We start from the raw sequence: 15,575 nt of genomic DNA, 5'->3' as shown, positions 1-15,575 counted from the left end.
TGCAAAGAGGATCAGATCGAACACGTCGATGGCATTCTGAAGTGGTCTGATTGTAAAAGGTAATCAGGCCGTTGTTCCCGCGCATATCGTTAGCGAGGGAATGTCGTTCGCCGCACCTGCAAAGGTGCCGGGATGGCCAGGTTTTGCACCCCTTCAAGCGCAAGCGAGGAGGACAGGTTTGCAAAACCCAACTAGGGATGAGCATTGGCAATGAGAACGATCAAGTGAATTAAGGGCAATTGGTGGATGCCTTGGCATGCACAGGCGAAGAAGGACGTGATACGCTGCGATAAGCTAAGGGGAGCTGCGAATAAGCTTTGATCCTTAGATGTCCGAATGGGGAAACCCACCTTAAATGCTTGGGAAATCTGTTGTGTCGCAAGGCGCTTCAGGTTTCCAAGCATTATCATAAGGTATCTACACCTGAATCCATAGGGTGTAAGAGGCGAACGCAGGGAACTGAAACATCTAAGTACCTGCAGGAAAGGACATCAACCGAGACTCCGCAAGTAGTGGCGAGCGAACGCGGACCAGGCCAGTGGCGATGAGTGATAAAGCAGAACGACTTGGAAAGGTCGGCCAGAGTGGGTGACAGCCCCGTATGCGGTGATGCATTTATCGTCCTAGAGTAAGGCGGGACACGTGAAATCCTGTCTGAACATGGGGAGACCACTCTCCAAGCCTAAGTACTCGTGCATGACCGATAGCGAACAAGTACCGTGAGGGAAAGGTGAAAAGCACCCCGACAAGGGGAGTGAAAGAGAACCTGAAACCGGTTGCCTACAAACAGTCGGAGCCATTATTGGTGACGGCGTACCTTTTGTATAATGGGTCAACGACTTAGTGTGACATGCAAGCTTAAGCCGATAGGTGTAGGCGCAGCGAAAGCGAGTCTGAATAGGGCGATCATAGTATGTTGCATTAGACCCGAAACCGAGTGATCTAGCCATGAGCAGGTTGAAGGTTGGGTAACACCAACTGGAGGACCGAACCCGCATCTGTTGCAATAGATTGGGATGACTTGTGGCTAGGGGTGAAAGGCCAATCAAACTCGGAGATAGCTGGTTCTCCGCGAAAACTATTTAGGTAGTGCGTCGATCGAATACCTCAGGGGGTAGAGCACTGAATGGGCTATGGGGACTCACCGTCTTACTGATCCTAATCAAACTCCGAATACCTGAGAGTACTAATCGGCAGACACACGGCGGGTGCTAACGTCCGTCGTGAAGAGGGCAACAACCCTGACCTCCAGCTAAGGTCCCCAAGTCATGGCTAAGTGGGAAAGGATGTGAGGATCCCAAAACAACCAGGATGTTGGCTTAGAAGCAGCCATCATTTAAAGAAAGCGTAACAGCTCACTGGTCTAAATAAGGGTCTTTGCGCCGAAAATGTAACGGGGCTAAAGCCATGCACCGAAGCTGAGGCTTAGACATTCTAACGAATATCTAGGGGTAGCGGAGCGTTCCGTAAGCCTGTGAAGGGAGACCCGTGAGGGCTCCTGGAGGTATCGGAAGTGCGAATGTTGACATGAGTAACGATAAAGAGGGTGAGAGACCCTCTCGCCGAAAGACCAAGGGTTCCTGCTTAAAGTTAATCTGAGCAGGGTTAGCCGGCCCCTAAGGCGAGGCGGAAACGCGTAGTCGATGGGAACCACGTTAATATTCGTGGGCCTGGTGGGAAGTGACGGATTGCGTAACTTGTTCTGACTTATTGGATTGTCAGGGCGGGGAAGCGGTTCCAGGAAATAGCCCCACCGTATAGACCGTACCCGAAACCGACACAGGTGGTCAGGTAGAGCATACCAAGGCGCTTGAGAGAACTATGCTGAAGGAACTCGGCAAATTGCACGCGTAACTTCGGAAGAAGCGTGACCCTTTTCTACGCAAGTAGGATGGGGTGGCACAGACCAGGGGGTAGCGACTGTTTATCAAAAACACAGGGCTCTGCGAAGTCTTTAAGACGACGTATAGGGCCTGACGCCTGCCCGGTGCTGGAAGGTTAAAGGGAGAGGTGCAAGCTTTGAACTGAAGCCCCAGTAAACGGCGGCCGTAACTATAACGGTCCTAAGGTAGCGAAATTCCTTGTCGGGTAAGTTCCGACCTGCACGAATGGCGTAACGACTTCCCCGCTGTCTCCAGCATAGACTCAGTGAAATTGAATTCCCCGTGAAGATGCGGGGTTCCTGCGGTCAGACGGAAAGACCCCGTGCACCTTTACTATAGCTTTACACTGGCATTCGTGTCGGCATGTGTAGGATAGGTGGTAGGCTTTGAAGCGGGGACGCCAGTTCTCGTGGAGCCATCCTTGAAATACCACCCTTATCGTCATGGATGTCTAACCGCGGTCCGTTATCCGGATCCGGGACAGTGTATGGTGGGTAGTTTGACTGGGGCGGTCGCCTCCGAAAGAGTAACGGAGGCGCGCGATGGTGGGCTCAGAACGGTCGGAAATCGTTCGTCGAGTGCAATGGCATAAGCCCGCCTGACTGCGAGACTGACAAGTCGAGCAGAGACGAAAGTCGGTCATAGTGATCCGGTGGTCCCGCGTGGAAGGGCCATCGCTCAACGGATAAAAGGTACGCCGGGGATAACAGGCTGATGACCCCCAAGAGTCCATATCGACGGGGTTGTTTGGCACCTCGATGTCGGCTCATCGCATCCTGGGGCTGGAGCAGGTCCCAAGGGTTTGGCTGTTCGCCAATTAAAGCGGTACGTGAGCTGGGTTCAGAACGTCGTGAGACAGTTCGGTCCCTATCTGCCGTGGGTGTTGGAATATTGACAGGATCTGTCCCTAGTACGAGAGGACCGGGATGGACATATCTCTGGTGGACCTGTTGTCCTGCCAAGGGCATAGCAGGGTAGCTATATATGGACGGGATAACCGCTGAAGGCATCTAAGCGGGAAACCCCCCTGAAAACGAGTATTCCCTTGAGAACCGTGGAAGACGACCACGTTGATAGGCCGGGTGTGGACGTGCAGCAATGCATGAAGCTTACCGGTACTAATCGTTCGATCGAACTTGATCGTTCCCATTGCCCATGCTCATCGAGCGGCCAAGGCGAAAGCCTCCGGCCGATCGACATGAGACACCGCGTTGCGCCTTTACGGCCACGCGGCCGACCCTTGAGCCCCAAGGCCTCCAAGCCTTCGGCCTCAAGACCTCGGAAAACCCAAAGACGTGTTCAAATCCAGCTTCTCGTTGTTTGCCCTTAGCCGACCTGGTGGTTCTGGCGGGGTGGCCGCACCCGTTCCCATTCCGAACACGGCCGTGAAACGCCCCAGCGCCTATGGTACTTCGTCTTAAGACGCGGGAGAGTCGGTCGCTGCCAGGTCTGCTAAGCGCAAACACMCCCTTCCCTCACCATCAGTCCCCTTCTCTCGCGGGGTGGAGCAGCCCGGTAGCTCGTCAGGCTCATAACCTGAAGGCCGCAGGTTCAAATCCTGCCCCCGCAACCAGACAGACAATCCAAAAACCCCCGGTCCGCAAGGTCCGGGGGTTTTTGCGTTCCAATGCCAGNCCTGAAGGCCGCAGGTTCAAATCCTGCCCCCGCAACCAGACAGACAATCCAAAAACCCCCGGTCCGCAAGGTCCGGGGGTTTTTGCGTTCCAATGCCAGGAAAATGGTCAGACCACGTCGCGTCGTGCTGATGGCAGCCACAGAACGAGAGACAGAGGATGCTGCGGCCGACAGACTGATCTCCGGGGGAGGAGCCGCACGCCGTGTCCTCCCCGATGCCTCAGGTGTCTACGGCGTCTCGTTGCTCCCGCCCCCAGGCAGACGCGCCGCGTCCAGCAAGGGCGTGATCAGAGGATTGGGAAAGCGCCGCTTGACCGTCACGGCGTAAAAGGATTCGATCATGCCCGGCAGGGCGTCAAAGGCCACAAGGCTTCCCATCTCCAGCTCGCCCTTCACCACGATCGGCGGCAAAACCGCCAGCCCAACCCCCTCCCGCGCCAGAAGACGCATCATCGCCATGTCGTCAACCTCCGCTGCAATCTCGGCGTCCAACAAGGAGCGGTTCGAAAGCCCGCTCCAGGNTCCCATCTCCAGCTCGCCCTTCACCACGATCGGCGGCAAAACCGCCAGCCCAACCCCCTCCCGCGCCAGAAGACGCATCATCGCCATGTCGTCAACCTCCGCTGCAATCTGTGACTTCGGCCAGGTTCCAGGCACGGCGGTCCCCACGACGTTTTCGACCGACCTGCTCGTGACATGTGGAGTCGTTTGGGACAGCTACTGCATGAACCAGCCTGCTGCTTGGCTCAACCTCCATCCTACGAGTGTTCGCCGTCGTCAGCCTCATAAACAAAGTGCACGTCGCGGGTCAGTCGTTGTCTTCGCGGTGATGTCTGGCAAGGTGTATCGCGCAAATAATCCGGCACATCGAGTTGGGCGGCCTGCCGCATCAGTCTTCCGCGTCGATGATCTCGCAAGAGGGTTGAATTTCGTCGGTATCTCTCTCCCTGAGGACGTAACAGAGCGCGGCTCGTCCATCTCTGATGTGAGCTCCGTCGCAGCTATGACGACTTTTGATCTTTGGAACGCGTCATACGGAAGCGTGCGGTCAGAAATGATGAATCTCATCCGTTCGACATATGGCACGCCCTTTGTCGAGACTGTTGGTATGCCTCCGCTCGCCCGTTCCAAGCAGCCAGCACGACCAAGCTCTCGGCCGTGTTACTCGAACGCTAGACCACGGTCGCGCGGACTGTTCCCAATGATCCGATGAAAGAGACGATGCCTCAGATCTGAGTCCGGCAGGTTCTCGTGATCATTCTAGCTCCGGCGACATCGCCCTACGGGCACTTCTCGGAAGTTGCGTCACAGAACGCAGGCTACTTTATCGGAGGTGCCCAATCCCGAGCGCTCCGTCCCGCGCCTGTTGTTCCTACCTTGCTCTCATTGAGAAGGCCTCTGCCAGCCGAAGCTCCATTTGAGCCGAATGTCGGCGTATTGGTGAGGCCCTGCGGAACGCTGCTGGCGAACCGTCGCGCGTTCAAGTCCATGAGCGCGCGAACGATTTCTGTCGTCGGACTTCCGTCTGACAGACGGACACGCGCTAGTTTCGGTCTCGAATGTTGTAGAAGACCATCACGCCTACGCCCCACAACATGATACCAATCGCGAAGACCAGCAGCGTATTGAGGAGCCGACTGGGATAGAGAGCGAGCTGCGGTAACGTTGGCTTGATCACAACAGCCATATAGCGATCTCGCGATGAGGCCTCAATTTTGGCCTTCTCGAGACCGGCAAGGGCGGACGTATATGCCTTCTCGGAAAATCCGCGTTCAGTTTCAAGCTTCTCGTAGTGATCCAACCGGCCCGCAACATCCGTCGCGTCGTCCGTATTGAAACGTCCCTTCTTTCCAGACTGCCCATCGCCAAAGCGATCACGCTCCCGCGAGAGTTGTTGCTCTAGGCTTGCGATCTGAGAATTCAGCACCTTCACGCGCGGTGACTCCTCAGACATCTGCGAACGCGCCACACTCAGCTCCGTCTTAGCCACTGAAAGTTGCTGTTCCAGCGTCGCGACGATCTGTGCAGCGAGCTTCGCACCTTCCGTTGGGTCAGCTTCCTGCATGACACTTCGGAATTTTCTCACTTCGATTTGCGCATTTCCAAGGCGGGTCTCCATCTTTGCAACCGCATTTTCAGCGTCGCGCAACACCTCAGATTTCGCGGCGTCGGACACGCTGTTGACGAGCTTTTCGCTTTGGTCGACGATAAACCGTGACAACTTCTGAGAAGACGCCGGATCGAACGCTTTGACATTAAGGTTTAGAACGCCGGAGGACTGATCGAAATTGATGGAGACCATCCGCTTCCAGTATTCGATTTTCTCCTCAATCGTTCGGTCACCGCCAAGACCATAGAAATAATCGAGCCCGCGCGGTGCAAACACTTTCTCCAGATCAAATGTCTGGTCGGCAGCTTGAACCATTTCTGGACCAAGGACATAGTCCAGCAACATATAGGAGTCGCTGACGGTGCTTCCGCCAGAAGCTTGGGTGAAAATGCCCATCAAGTCGGAAGGCTGCGACGATGCAAGGCTACGAACCGAGAATGAGGTCGTGCTGTGATACTGGTCGGCAGCGACGAACATCATATAGGCGCCGGCGATGATCGTAGGAACGAGCACGGCGCAGAAGAACGTGGCGGCGATCACGATATGACGGAGTTTAAGCCGCGCACGGGGCCGGTCCAGCGCCGTGCTGTCCTGCGAGGGCTCCGGCTCGATCTCGATCGGCGGCCGCTCGACCACCGGGGGCTTCATCTCGAGCAGGCCCTTCAGCAACATCAAGTGCCGCGGCTTGCCCTGTCCCGAAGAGCTGGCTGCAGCGTTCGCGGAAGCATCGCCTGCCTTTGCAGTAATCACCGGTAGGACCTCGCCATGTTTTCCTCGTGAACGCGGACTGCGTCAGCCAAATCTTCATAATAGGTAAGCGCGCCGCCTTCAAGAACCACGCCAGAATGGCAGTAATCTTTCAGGGTCGATGTGCTGTGAGAGACCATAATCACATCCGAACCCTTTAAACGCTCTTTAAAAACCTGATGCGATTTTCGCTTGAAGTTGGTATCGCCGACGGCCGTGACCTCATCGACGAGATAGTAATCGAACTTTACGCCCATGCTGATCCCGAAGGCCAGACGCGCTTTCATCCCGGATGAATACGTCTGCACGGGCGCCCTGAAAAATGCGCCAAGCTCGGCGAAGTCCCGGACATATTCGACAAGGCTCTCGGTATCGACACCGTAGATCCGCGCGACGAACCGGACATTCTGCTCACCGCTCAGGCTTCCCTGGAAGCTCCCCGAGAAACCGAGGGGCCACGACACCTTTGCATCCCGCCTGACGCTGCCCTTATCGAGATGCAGGGTGCCGGCGATGATCTGCAGCAGTGTCGATTTGCCCGCCCCATTGCGGCCCAGCAGCGCAAGGCTTCTGCCGCGCGGAATCGTGAAGCTGACATCGTTCAGGATCGTTTTCGTAACGCCCTTGGCCTTGGCAAATTTGGTTGCCCGTTCAAGCTGTATCATGATCGCCTCGGCATCTGGAGTCTTGACGAAATGCCATATCGAGAGCCTGCATCGTCAAAAGCCGGTCATCCTTGGAAGCTGCGGGATGGTCCAGCACGCAGATAGGGATCGGCGCACGACCTTGGTTAGCTGCATTCATATCAATGGGCGGGCCAGTTCTTTTGACATCGTGGCATATGTCACGCAGCTCAAGAAGCGATATAGCGGTTAAATCGCGGCAAAATCAAGGTGCTGGTCGCCGCGCCGAACGTCTGCGCGTCGGATGGGCGCGGCAACCATCTGTGTCTTCTAGGAGATCCTTCCGATCTTGCCTGCCGCACGCCCATCGGAAGGCTTGCGGCAAGGCTCCGACGTTCCAGTCCCCTCGTCTCAGGCCCCTTGGACGCCTACCACCGGCGCGCGCCGGTTGGTGATGCGCAGGATCGTGTAGCCGAGCAGGCCCGCGATCAGCGAGCCGATGAGAATGCCCACCTTGACGCGGTCCTGCATGTCGGGATCGGAAAAGGCCAGGAGGCCGATGAAGAGGCTCATGGTAAAGCCGATGCCGCAGACCAGCGAAACGCCGAGGGTCTGGCCCCAGCTCGCCTTCGCCGGAAGATCCGCAAGATTCATCTTCACCAGGATGAAGACGGTTCCGAACACGCCGATGCACTTTCCAAGCACCAGCCCCATCGCGACGCCGAGTGTGACCGGTTCAGCGAGCGTGGAAAGGGTGATGTGCGCGAACGACACGCCGGCATTCGCAAAACCGAAGATCGGCACGATGATGAAGGCAACAGGCTTGTGGAGAGCATGCTCCAGCCGGTGCAGGGGCGAGGTGTCCGGAGTGGCTTCCGGCGTGCCGGGCGTACGGCGGATCGGGATCGTAAGCGCAAGGATGACCCCCGCGAGTGTCGCATGGACGCCTGATGCGAAGACGAGTATCCAGAGCACCGCGCCCAAGGCGAGATAGGGCAGAAGGCGCTGCACGCCGGTTCGGTTGAGGGCAATCAGCGCACCGATCACCAAGGCGGCCCCGCCGAGTGCCATCACGTTCATGCCCGACGTGTAGAACAGAGCGATGATCACAACGGCGCCGAGGTCATCGATGATCGCGAGTGCGGCCAGGAAGATTTTCAGCGATGCCGGCACGCGCGGGCCCAGCAGCGAGAGGACTCCGAGCGCAAAGGCGATATCCGTCGCGGACGGAACAGCCCAGCCATGCACGGCCACGGGATCACGATAGTTGAAGGCGATGTAGATCAATGCAGGGATCGCCATGCCGCCCGCAGCGGCGGCACCGGGAAGAATGCGTCGGCTCCAGGTCGAGAGCTGCCCATCGAGAAGCTCGCGTTTGATCTCAAGTCCGACCAGCAGGAAAAAGGCGGCCATCAACAGGTCGTTGATCCAGTGCTGAAGGCTCAAGGGCCCGATCGTGATGTGCAGGGCGCCAAAATAGGCCTCTGCCAGGGGGGAGTTCGCCGTGAGAATGGCAAGCAGCGCGATGCCCATCAGCAGAAGGCCACTCGACGTTTCATTGTCGAGAAACGCGCGGACGGTGGACTGGATACGGCCTTTGGAGACGAGGGAGGCGGAATGTTTGCTCATGGGTTTGGCACCTCGAAAAAGGTTGGACATCATCTCCGTAGGTTTTCGGGAAGCCGAGGGCGCACGCAGCACACGCCCGCATGTCTTATACCGGCCGGCGTGCTGGAGAACCAGTCTTTTCGGGAAACAGCAAGGTGAATGACCAAAAAACAAGCAGATTTTCAGATTGACTGTATTCGGTCCTGAGCGTAGCTTCGCTTTAATCCTGGCGGAAGACGCCGACGGCAACAGAGCCCCGAAAATCGCTTTCCGCGACTCGGGGCTTTTTTGTTTCCGGACGCCTCTTTGACCCGTCATCATGCTGGGACGCCGGTAAGGGGTGATTGATCTTGAACCAGACGAGCAGGCGCAATGACCGGTTGGGGGTGCAGCAGCGATGAGCCGCACCGCCATTCCTGTTTCCATCTTGTATTCGACCACAGGGCCCTATGCGGCTCTCGGCCGGGACGCGGTGGACGGAGCGATGGCGGCCATTGCAGAGGTCAACATGGACAACGCCTCCCGCTTTTCGATCGTCGCCATGATCGATGATCCGGGCGGTCGTGCCGAAGACTACGCCGTTCTCGCAGACGCTGCGATCCGGACGCGCCAGTGTCGCCATATCATCGGCACGATAACGTCCTGGAGCCGCAAGGAGGTTCTTCCCGTTGTCGAACGGCATGGCGCGCTTCTCTGGTATGCCTTTCCCTATGAAGGCTACGAGGCGAGCGACAGCGCCGTCTATCTTGGTGCCTGCCCGAACCAGCATCTGTTGCCCTTGTTCGACCATGTCCTGCCGCGCTACGGGCGGCGGGCCTTTATCGTCGGATCCAACTATATTTGGGGCTGGGAAATCAGCCGCATTGCCCGTGAACGCACGGAATCATTCGGCGGGCAAATTGTCTCGGACCGCTACGTTCCGCTCGGCTCGACCGAGGTTGATCACCTTATCGCCGAGATAAGCCAGAAGAAGCCGGATTTCATCCTGAGCAACCTGGTCGGCCAGTCCGCGAGCGCTTTCATTTCCGCCTATGGCGAATACCGAAAAAACACGACGGGCGCGCCGCCGATCGTCGCCTGCAACATGTCGGAAATCGATCTCGAAGGCCTCCCCACCTTTGCCCGCCACGGACATCTTTCCACCTCGATCTATTTCGATCGACTGGAAACGCCGGAAAATAGGGCATTCAAGGCGCGCATGACGGAGCGACACGGTTCCGAACGACGCATCACCACGCCCTTCCTGTCGGCCTATACGGCGATGTCGATCCTGACACGCGCCATTTCAGACGCGGGCACCGACGCGCCGGACGCGATCTGCAAGATCATAACCGCCCGAAGCTTCGACACGCCGGCCGGGCCTATTCGGATCGACCGGAAAACGCATCATGCAGCGCTGCGGCCGCATTTGGGTCTGTCCGATGAGACGGGCGGCTTCACACTGCTTCAAAGCGCCGAGGAAGCCGTCGTTGCCGATCCTTTTCTCGTGCATGCCGGACAGAGGTCCGATCCACCGGTCGTTCCCGCCACCCTGAAGGTGGTCAAATGACGCGTCGCATTCGGCCGCCCCTTGCAGAATGGCATGCCGTGATCCTGCATCGGGAGCATCCTCTCGTGGACGCACTTCGACGCCAGCTCGAACTCCTGCAGATCCGGGTGACGGTCTGCTGGCCGCATCTCGATGAGGCGCAGGCAACAGCCGACGTCGTTTTCTTCGATGCCGACATGGGACATGACGGACAGTTTCCCTGGCCGCGGGGTCTTGCCCCCATGCCCATCATCGCGCTGATCGGCTCGGAAGCGCCCGGACGGATCGAATGGGCGCTGGACCAGGGCTCCAACGCGCATCTGCTCAAGCCGATCGGGTCGACCGGCGCCTATAGCGCGTTGCTCATCGCGGCACATGCCTATCAGCAGGTTCGTGCCCAGGCCGATGACATCCGCGTGCTGGAGGATCGGCTGCGTCAGCGGCCCATTGTCGTCCGCGCCATTCTGCACCTGCTCCAGAACGAAGGCGGCAACGAGGCTGCGGCGTGGAAGCACCTGCGCTCGGTTGCCATGAATTGGGGCATGACCATCGAAGACGCGGCGGAAGCCATTTGCCGCAACGACAAGCGCACCCGCAGCGGTGCCTGAAAAGAACGAGGAGAGGGATAAAATGGACATCATCGAGGGTTTCGCGCCCTATGGCGACTATCAGACCTGGTATCGGGTGACCGGCGACCTGTCGTCGCCAAAGCCGCCTCTGATCGTTGCACATGGCGGCCCGGGCTGCACGCATGATTATGTCGACAGTTTCAAGGACATTGCCGGGACGGGCCGCGCTGTCATCCATTACGACCAGATCGGAAACGGGCAGTCGACCCATCTTCCGGAAAAAGGCGCAGATTTCTGGACCGTGCCCTTCTTCAAGGCCGAGCTTCACAACCTGATTGATCACCTCGGGATCCGCCAGGCCTACTGCCTGCTCGGACAGTCATGGGGCGGCATGCTCGGCGCGGAATTTGCCGTCGATCAGCCGGAGGGCCTGAAGGCGCTCATCATCGCCAATTCGCCGGCGTCCATGCATACCTGGATTTCGGAGGCCAACCGGCTGCGCCGGGAGTTGCCCGAGGCCGTGCAGGCAACGCTGCTGAAGCACGAGCAGGCGGAAACGACGGACAGCGCGGATTACATGGCGGCGACCGACGTCTTCAACCAGCGACATGTCTGCCGCGTCGTGCCCATGCCGCCGGAGGTCCAGCGCACGTTCGATGCGATTGCAGCGGATCCGACCGTCTACCACACGATGAACGGTCCTAACGAGTTTCATGTCATCGGCACGATGAAAGACTGGTCGATCGTCGGGCGGCTGTCCACCATTGCGGTGCCGACGCTCCTCATTTCCGGCCGGTTCGACGAAGCGACGGAAGCCTGCGTTCAACCCTATGCCGATGAGATCCCCGACGTGCGCTGGACGATTTTCGAACGGTCCAGCCACATGCCGCATGTCGAGGAACGGCAGGAGACGATGGCCGTCGTGAAGGTCTTTCTTGAGGAAAAGGCACCTTGAGATCGACACAGCAACCGACTGCAGGAAACGCCACCGCATCAAACAAGGGAACGACGATCATGACCATGCATCTGAAACAGCTTACCCGACAGGCAGGCGCGATGCTCGCGACGTGCCTCCTCGCCCAAACGGCGCTTGGCGGCGTCGCCGTGGCGCAGGATCGTGCGGCCCTTATGAGCGCGCATCGCGGCGGAACCATTACGCTTGCCGCCGTCTCGGCTGCCGGCACCGTTGATCCGATGATCAACTACACGGCCCAGTTCTGGCAGATTTTCCAGATGACCTATGATGGTCTCGTCAAGTTCAAACAGGCAGGCGGCGCCGAGGGGTTCGAGATCGTGCCCGCACTCGCCGAGGAGGTGCCGAAGCCGACGAACGACGGCAAGACCTATGTCTTCAAGATCCGCAAGGGCATCAAGTTCTCGAACGGCAAGGAGGTCACTCCCTCAGACGTCGTGGCCTCGTTCCAGCGCATCTTCAAGATCAAGGGACCGACGACGGGCAGCTTCTACAACGGCATTGTCGGCGCCGACAAATGCATCGCCGACGCCGCGTCCTGCACGCTTGAAGGCGGCGTGACCGGCGACGACGCGGCCGGTACGGTGACCATCAATCTTGTCGCGCCGGACGCCGAAATCTTTTCGAAGCTTGCTGTCCCGCACGCCTCGATCGTGCCGGCCGATACGCCTCTTACCGATGCCGGCACGACGCCGATCCCGGGCACTGGGGCCTATATGATCGCCAGCTACGACCCAAATTCGGAAATGGTGCTGAAACGTAACCCCTCTTTCAAGGAATGGAGCGTCGATGCCCAGCCGGACGGCTATGCCGACGAGGTCGTCTACAAGTTCGGCCTGACCGAGGAAGCGGCGATCAACGCCATTATCAATGGCCAGATCGACTGGATGTTCGACACGCCGCCTTCCGATCGCCTGCCCGAAATCGGTGCGAAATATGCCAGCCAGGTCCATATCGATCCTCTGGCTGCGTTCTGGTACGCGCCGATGAACACCAACCTTGCGCCTTTCGACAATGTGAAGGTTCGCCAGGCGGTCAACTATGCGCTGGACCGCGATGCGCTGGTCGGCCTTTTCGGCGGCGACGTTCTCGGCCAGCCGGTCTGCCAGATCCTGCCGCCGGATTTCCCGGGCCACGTCGACAGCTGCCTCTATACGAAGTCGCCGGGCGAAACCTGGTCCGAACCGGACATGGAGAAGGCGCAGGCGCTGGTGGACGAGAGTGGAACCAAAGGCCAGAAGGTCACGGTGATCGCCGAGGACAATGCCGTCGCGCGGGGCATTGGCACCTATATCGCCAGCGTCCTGACCGAACTCGGCTACGACGCCTCGATGAAGGCGATCTCGCCGAACATCCAGTTCACCTATATCCAGAACACCAACAACAACGTCCAGATCAGCGTCAGCCAGTGGTACCAGGACTATCCGGCTGCCTCCAACTTCCTGAATGTGCTGCTGTCCTGCAGTTCGTTCAACAAGGGGTCTGATGCCTCTATCAACATTGCCGGCTACTGCAACAAGGAGCTGGACGCCAGGATGAAGCAGGCCATGACCAAGGCGCTCACCGATCAGGACGCCGCAAACGCCATCTGGGCCGACGTGGACAAAGGGTTCATGGAACAGGCGCCCATTGCCCCGCTCTTTACGCCGAAGAGCGTGAACTTCACCTCCGCCCGCCTTGGGAACTACGTCTTCAACAAGCAGAACCGCTGGATCATTTCTCACTCCTGGGTGAAGTAATTCCTGCCACTGAACCAGCCAATGCCGGTGGCATGGGCGTATTCTTCCCATGCCACCGGAAATTCCCGCCAAGATCGCGCGGTTCCCGGCCGCCAGACGCCTGCAGGACATGTCATGAGCATCTCGTCCGACATCGCTTCCACAGAAGCTTACGTTCCCGATGTGCCGACCCTTGATCTCGAGGAAGACGCCGTCCGGGGATCGGGGGCAGGGCCCTGGCGCCGGGCCTGGCTGCTCATGCGGCGCGACAAGCCGACGATCATCGCGGCCGTCGTGCTCATTCTTGTGGTCCTTTCCAGTCTGTCGGCACCGCTTTATGCCGAATATGTTGCCGCGAGCGACCCGTTCCGCTCAAACCTCTCCGCCCGCATCACGATCGATGGCAAGCGGGTCAAGGTGATGCAGGCGTCCACGGAGGGGCTCGGTCTCGGCGTTACCCCGATCGGCCCGACCTACGGGACGCAGTACTTCCTCGGAGCGGATACCCAAGGGCGCGACGTCGCCGCCCGGCTTCTTTACGGCGGGCGAAACTCGCTTCTGATCGCCACGTCCGCGACCGCCATCTGTCTCGTGCTGGCTGCGATCATCGGCATCACCGCGGGCTTCTTCGGCGGCATCACCGACCAGATCCTCTCGCGCATCCTCGACATCCTCTGGGCTTTCCCGGTCTATCTTCTCGCGATATCGCTCTCCATCGTGCTCCTGTCGCACGGCATCGTCATCGGGCCGCTTGAGATCACGGGAGACAGCCTGTTGCTGCCCATCGTCATCATCGGCATCATCTATGTTCCCTATGTCGCGCGCCCCGTCCGCGGTCGGGTGATGGCGTTGAAGCGGAGCGAGTTCGTGCTGGCGGCCACCGGTCTCGGTATTCCCGCCTGGCGCATTCTCGTGAACGACATCCTGCCCAACGTGTCCACGATGCTCATCGTCTTCGTGCCACTGATGATGGCGCTCAACATCATCACGGAGTCCTCGCTTTCCTTCCTGTCGATCGGCGTGCAGGCGCCGGATGCGAGCTGGGGCACGATCATTCAGGACGGGCAAACGCTGCTCTACACCCGCCCCGCGGTCGCGCTGGCCCCGGGCATCGCCATCGCATTGACCGTTCTGTCGCTGAACGTGCTCGGCGACAGCATCCGCGATGCGCTCGACCCGCGCACGAAACTGGCCTGAGAGGGACGCCCATGTTCTTTGCCGTTCTCCAGCGCCTCGGCCAGATGCTTTTCGTCATGATCGGCATCTCCGCCCTCGTTTTCCTGATCTTCTTTGCCACGCCGGGTTCGGATCCGGCTGCGCGCCTCGCCGGGCGCAATGCCTCGCCGGAAACGGTAGAGGCGATCCGGAAGGATTTCGGCTTCGATCGGCCGCTGCCCGTCCAGTATGTCATCATGATGAACCGGCTGTTCGTCACGCAGGACCTCACATCCTTCGTCAATCGCGGGCTGCGCATCGTGCCGGCCGTTGCGCAAGCCGCTCCGGTCACGCTCTCGCTGGTGGCCGGCGCTGCGGTGCTCTGGGTGGTCGGCGGCATTCTCGTGGGCGTGGTGGCAGCCCTCGCGCGCGACACGCTGCTCGACCGCGGTCTGATGGTGCTTGCGCTCATCGGCGTGTCCATGCCGGTCTACTGGCTGGGAGAGGTCATGAATCTCGTTACCCAGAGCCGGTTTCACGATACGATCCTGTTTTCCTGGGTTCCCTCTCTCGGCTACAAGCCGCTGCTCACCGATCCCTGGGGCTGGTTCAAGACACTGCTCATCCCCTGGTTCACGCTTGCCGCTCTCTACATCGGCATCTATGGACGGGTCCTGCGCGCCAATCTGGTAGAGGCCTATCAGGAGGACTTCATCCGCACCGCGCGTGCCAAGGGGCTGAGCCCTGCGCGCGTGATGGTCCGTCACGCGCTACGCACCTCACTGATCCCCTTCGTCACCATGTTCGGCCTGGATTTCGGCGTGCTTGTTGGCGGCTCGGCCTTGCTGACCGAAGTCGTGTTCGGCTTGAACGGCGTCGGGCGGCTGACCTACCAGGCGCTGCTCAACCTCGATCTGCCCATGGTCCTTGGTACCGTCATGTATGCCTCGTTCTTCGTGGTTCTGGCCAATGCGCTCGTCGATGTCGTCTACGTCCTCATCGATCCGCGTGTGCGGGAAAGCTGAA

General features: G+C 59.1%; 10 protein-coding genes, 1 tRNA gene and 2 rRNA genes. 9 read left to right on the top strand and 4 right to left on the bottom strand.

What is annotated here, in order from left to right:
* Positions 1–218: 218 nt before the first annotated feature.
* The 3 genes from ASG25_RS08250 (at position 219) to ASG25_RS08240 (ending at position 3,456) form a co-directional block, all read left to right on the top strand.
* Positions 219–3,027, top strand: a 23S ribosomal RNA gene (locus tag ASG25_RS08250).
* Positions 3,028–3,217: 190 nt separating this feature from the next.
* Positions 3,218–3,332 (top strand): 5S ribosomal RNA (gene rrf / locus ASG25_RS08245).
* A 47-nt stretch (positions 3,333–3,379) separates the two neighbouring features.
* Positions 3,380–3,456 (top strand) — tRNA-Met (locus tag ASG25_RS08240).
* 290 nt (positions 3,457–3,746) lie between these two features.
* On the opposite strand, the gene ASG25_RS22175 is transcribed toward ASG25_RS08240, so the two are convergent.
* The 4 genes from ASG25_RS22175 to nhaA all read right to left on the bottom strand — a co-directional run bounded on the left by ASG25_RS22175 (position 3,747) and on the right by nhaA (position 8,627).
* The gene (locus tag ASG25_RS22175; protein ID WP_348271264.1) at positions 3,747–4,010 is read right to left on the bottom strand and encodes a LysR substrate-binding domain-containing protein; all 264 of its coding nucleotides are present in this window, start codon (positions 4,008–4,010) and stop codon (positions 3,747–3,749) included.
* A gap of 1,051 nt (positions 4,011–5,061) precedes the next feature.
* Positions 5,062–6,378, bottom strand: coding sequence for a hypothetical protein (locus ASG25_RS08230; protein ID WP_062471716.1), 1,317 nt, complete (start codon positions 6,376–6,378; stop codon positions 5,062–5,064).
* Complete coding sequence (locus ASG25_RS08225) at positions 6,375–7,040, bottom strand: ABC transporter ATP-binding protein (RefSeq protein ID WP_062471712.1); 666 nt, start codon at positions 7,038–7,040, stop codon at positions 6,375–6,377. The genes ASG25_RS08230 and ASG25_RS08225 overlap by 4 nt, the downstream gene beginning before the upstream one ends.
* 369 nt (positions 7,041–7,409) lie before the next feature.
* Positions 7,410–8,627 (bottom strand): Na+/H+ antiporter NhaA, encoded by a 1,218-nt coding sequence (nhaA, locus tag ASG25_RS08220; RefSeq protein ID WP_062472462.1) that lies wholly within the window; start codon positions 8,625–8,627, stop codon positions 7,410–7,412.
* A gap of 376 nt (positions 8,628–9,003) precedes the next feature.
* On the opposite strand from nhaA, the gene ASG25_RS08215 reads away from it, so the two are divergent.
* The 6 genes from ASG25_RS08215 (at position 9,004) to ASG25_RS08190 (ending at position 15,574) form a co-directional block, all read left to right on the top strand.
* A complete protein-coding gene (locus ASG25_RS08215; protein WP_062471707.1) occupies positions 9,004–10,155 on the top strand; it encodes a transporter substrate-binding protein in 1,152 nt (383 codons plus the stop codon).
* Positions 10,152–10,742 carry an ANTAR domain-containing protein gene (locus ASG25_RS08210; RefSeq protein ID WP_062471704.1) on the top strand — a complete coding sequence of 197 codons (591 nt, stop codon included), beginning with the start codon at positions 10,152–10,154 and terminating at the stop codon, positions 10,740–10,742. The genes ASG25_RS08215 and ASG25_RS08210 overlap by 4 nt, the downstream gene beginning before the upstream one ends.
* A 22-nt stretch (positions 10,743–10,764) precedes the next feature.
* Positions 10,765–11,658: a proline iminopeptidase-family hydrolase gene (locus ASG25_RS08205; protein WP_062471700.1), complete on the top strand. Its 894-nt coding sequence runs from the start codon at positions 10,765–10,767 to the stop codon at positions 11,656–11,658.
* A 59-nt stretch (positions 11,659–11,717) separates the two neighbouring features.
* Positions 11,718–13,415, top strand: a complete 1,698-nt coding sequence (locus tag ASG25_RS08200; protein WP_244479333.1) for an ABC transporter substrate-binding protein — start codon at positions 11,718–11,720, stop codon at positions 13,413–13,415.
* Positions 13,416–13,529: 114 nt separating this feature from the next.
* Positions 13,530–14,591, top strand: a complete 1,062-nt coding sequence (locus ASG25_RS08195; protein WP_082479973.1) for an ABC transporter permease — start codon at positions 13,530–13,532, stop codon at positions 14,589–14,591.
* Between the two features lie 11 nt (positions 14,592–14,602).
* Complete coding sequence (locus ASG25_RS08190; RefSeq protein WP_062471697.1) at positions 14,603–15,574, top strand: ABC transporter permease; 972 nt, start codon at positions 14,603–14,605, stop codon at positions 15,572–15,574.
* Position 15,575 lies beyond the last annotated feature (1 nt).

It is taken from the genome of Rhizobium sp. Leaf384, assembly GCF_001424065.1.
GTDB lineage: Bacteria > Pseudomonadota > Alphaproteobacteria > Rhizobiales > Rhizobiaceae > Ferranicluibacter.
Note: the sequence above shows the minus strand (reverse complement) of the source record. Positions and strands in the feature narration are given on the sequence as shown.

Excerpts from the sequence above, each read along its gene's own strand:
- ASG25_RS08225 (WP_062471712.1), bottom strand. The coding sequence starts at position 7,040 with ATGATACAGCTTGAACGGGCAACCAAATTTGCCAAGGCCAAGGGCGTT.
- nhaA (WP_062472462.1), bottom strand. The coding sequence starts at position 8,627 with ATGAGCAAACATTCCGCCTCCCTCGTCTCCAAAGGCCGTATCCAGTCC.
- ASG25_RS08215 (WP_062471707.1), top strand. The coding sequence starts at position 9,004 with ATGAGCCGCACCGCCATTCCTGTTTCCATCTTGTATTCGACCACAGGG.
- ASG25_RS08210 (WP_062471704.1), top strand. The coding sequence starts at position 10,152 with ATGACGCGTCGCATTCGGCCGCCCCTTGCAGAATGGCATGCCGTGATC.
- ASG25_RS08205 (WP_062471700.1), top strand. The coding sequence starts at position 10,765 with ATGGACATCATCGAGGGTTTCGCGCCCTATGGCGACTATCAGACCTGG.
- ASG25_RS08200 (WP_244479333.1), top strand. The coding sequence starts at position 11,718 with ATGACCATGCATCTGAAACAGCTTACCCGACAGGCAGGCGCGATGCTC.
- ASG25_RS08195 (WP_082479973.1), top strand. The coding sequence starts at position 13,530 with ATGAGCATCTCGTCCGACATCGCTTCCACAGAAGCTTACGTTCCCGAT.
- ASG25_RS08190 (WP_062471697.1), top strand. The coding sequence starts at position 14,603 with ATGTTCTTTGCCGTTCTCCAGCGCCTCGGCCAGATGCTTTTCGTCATG.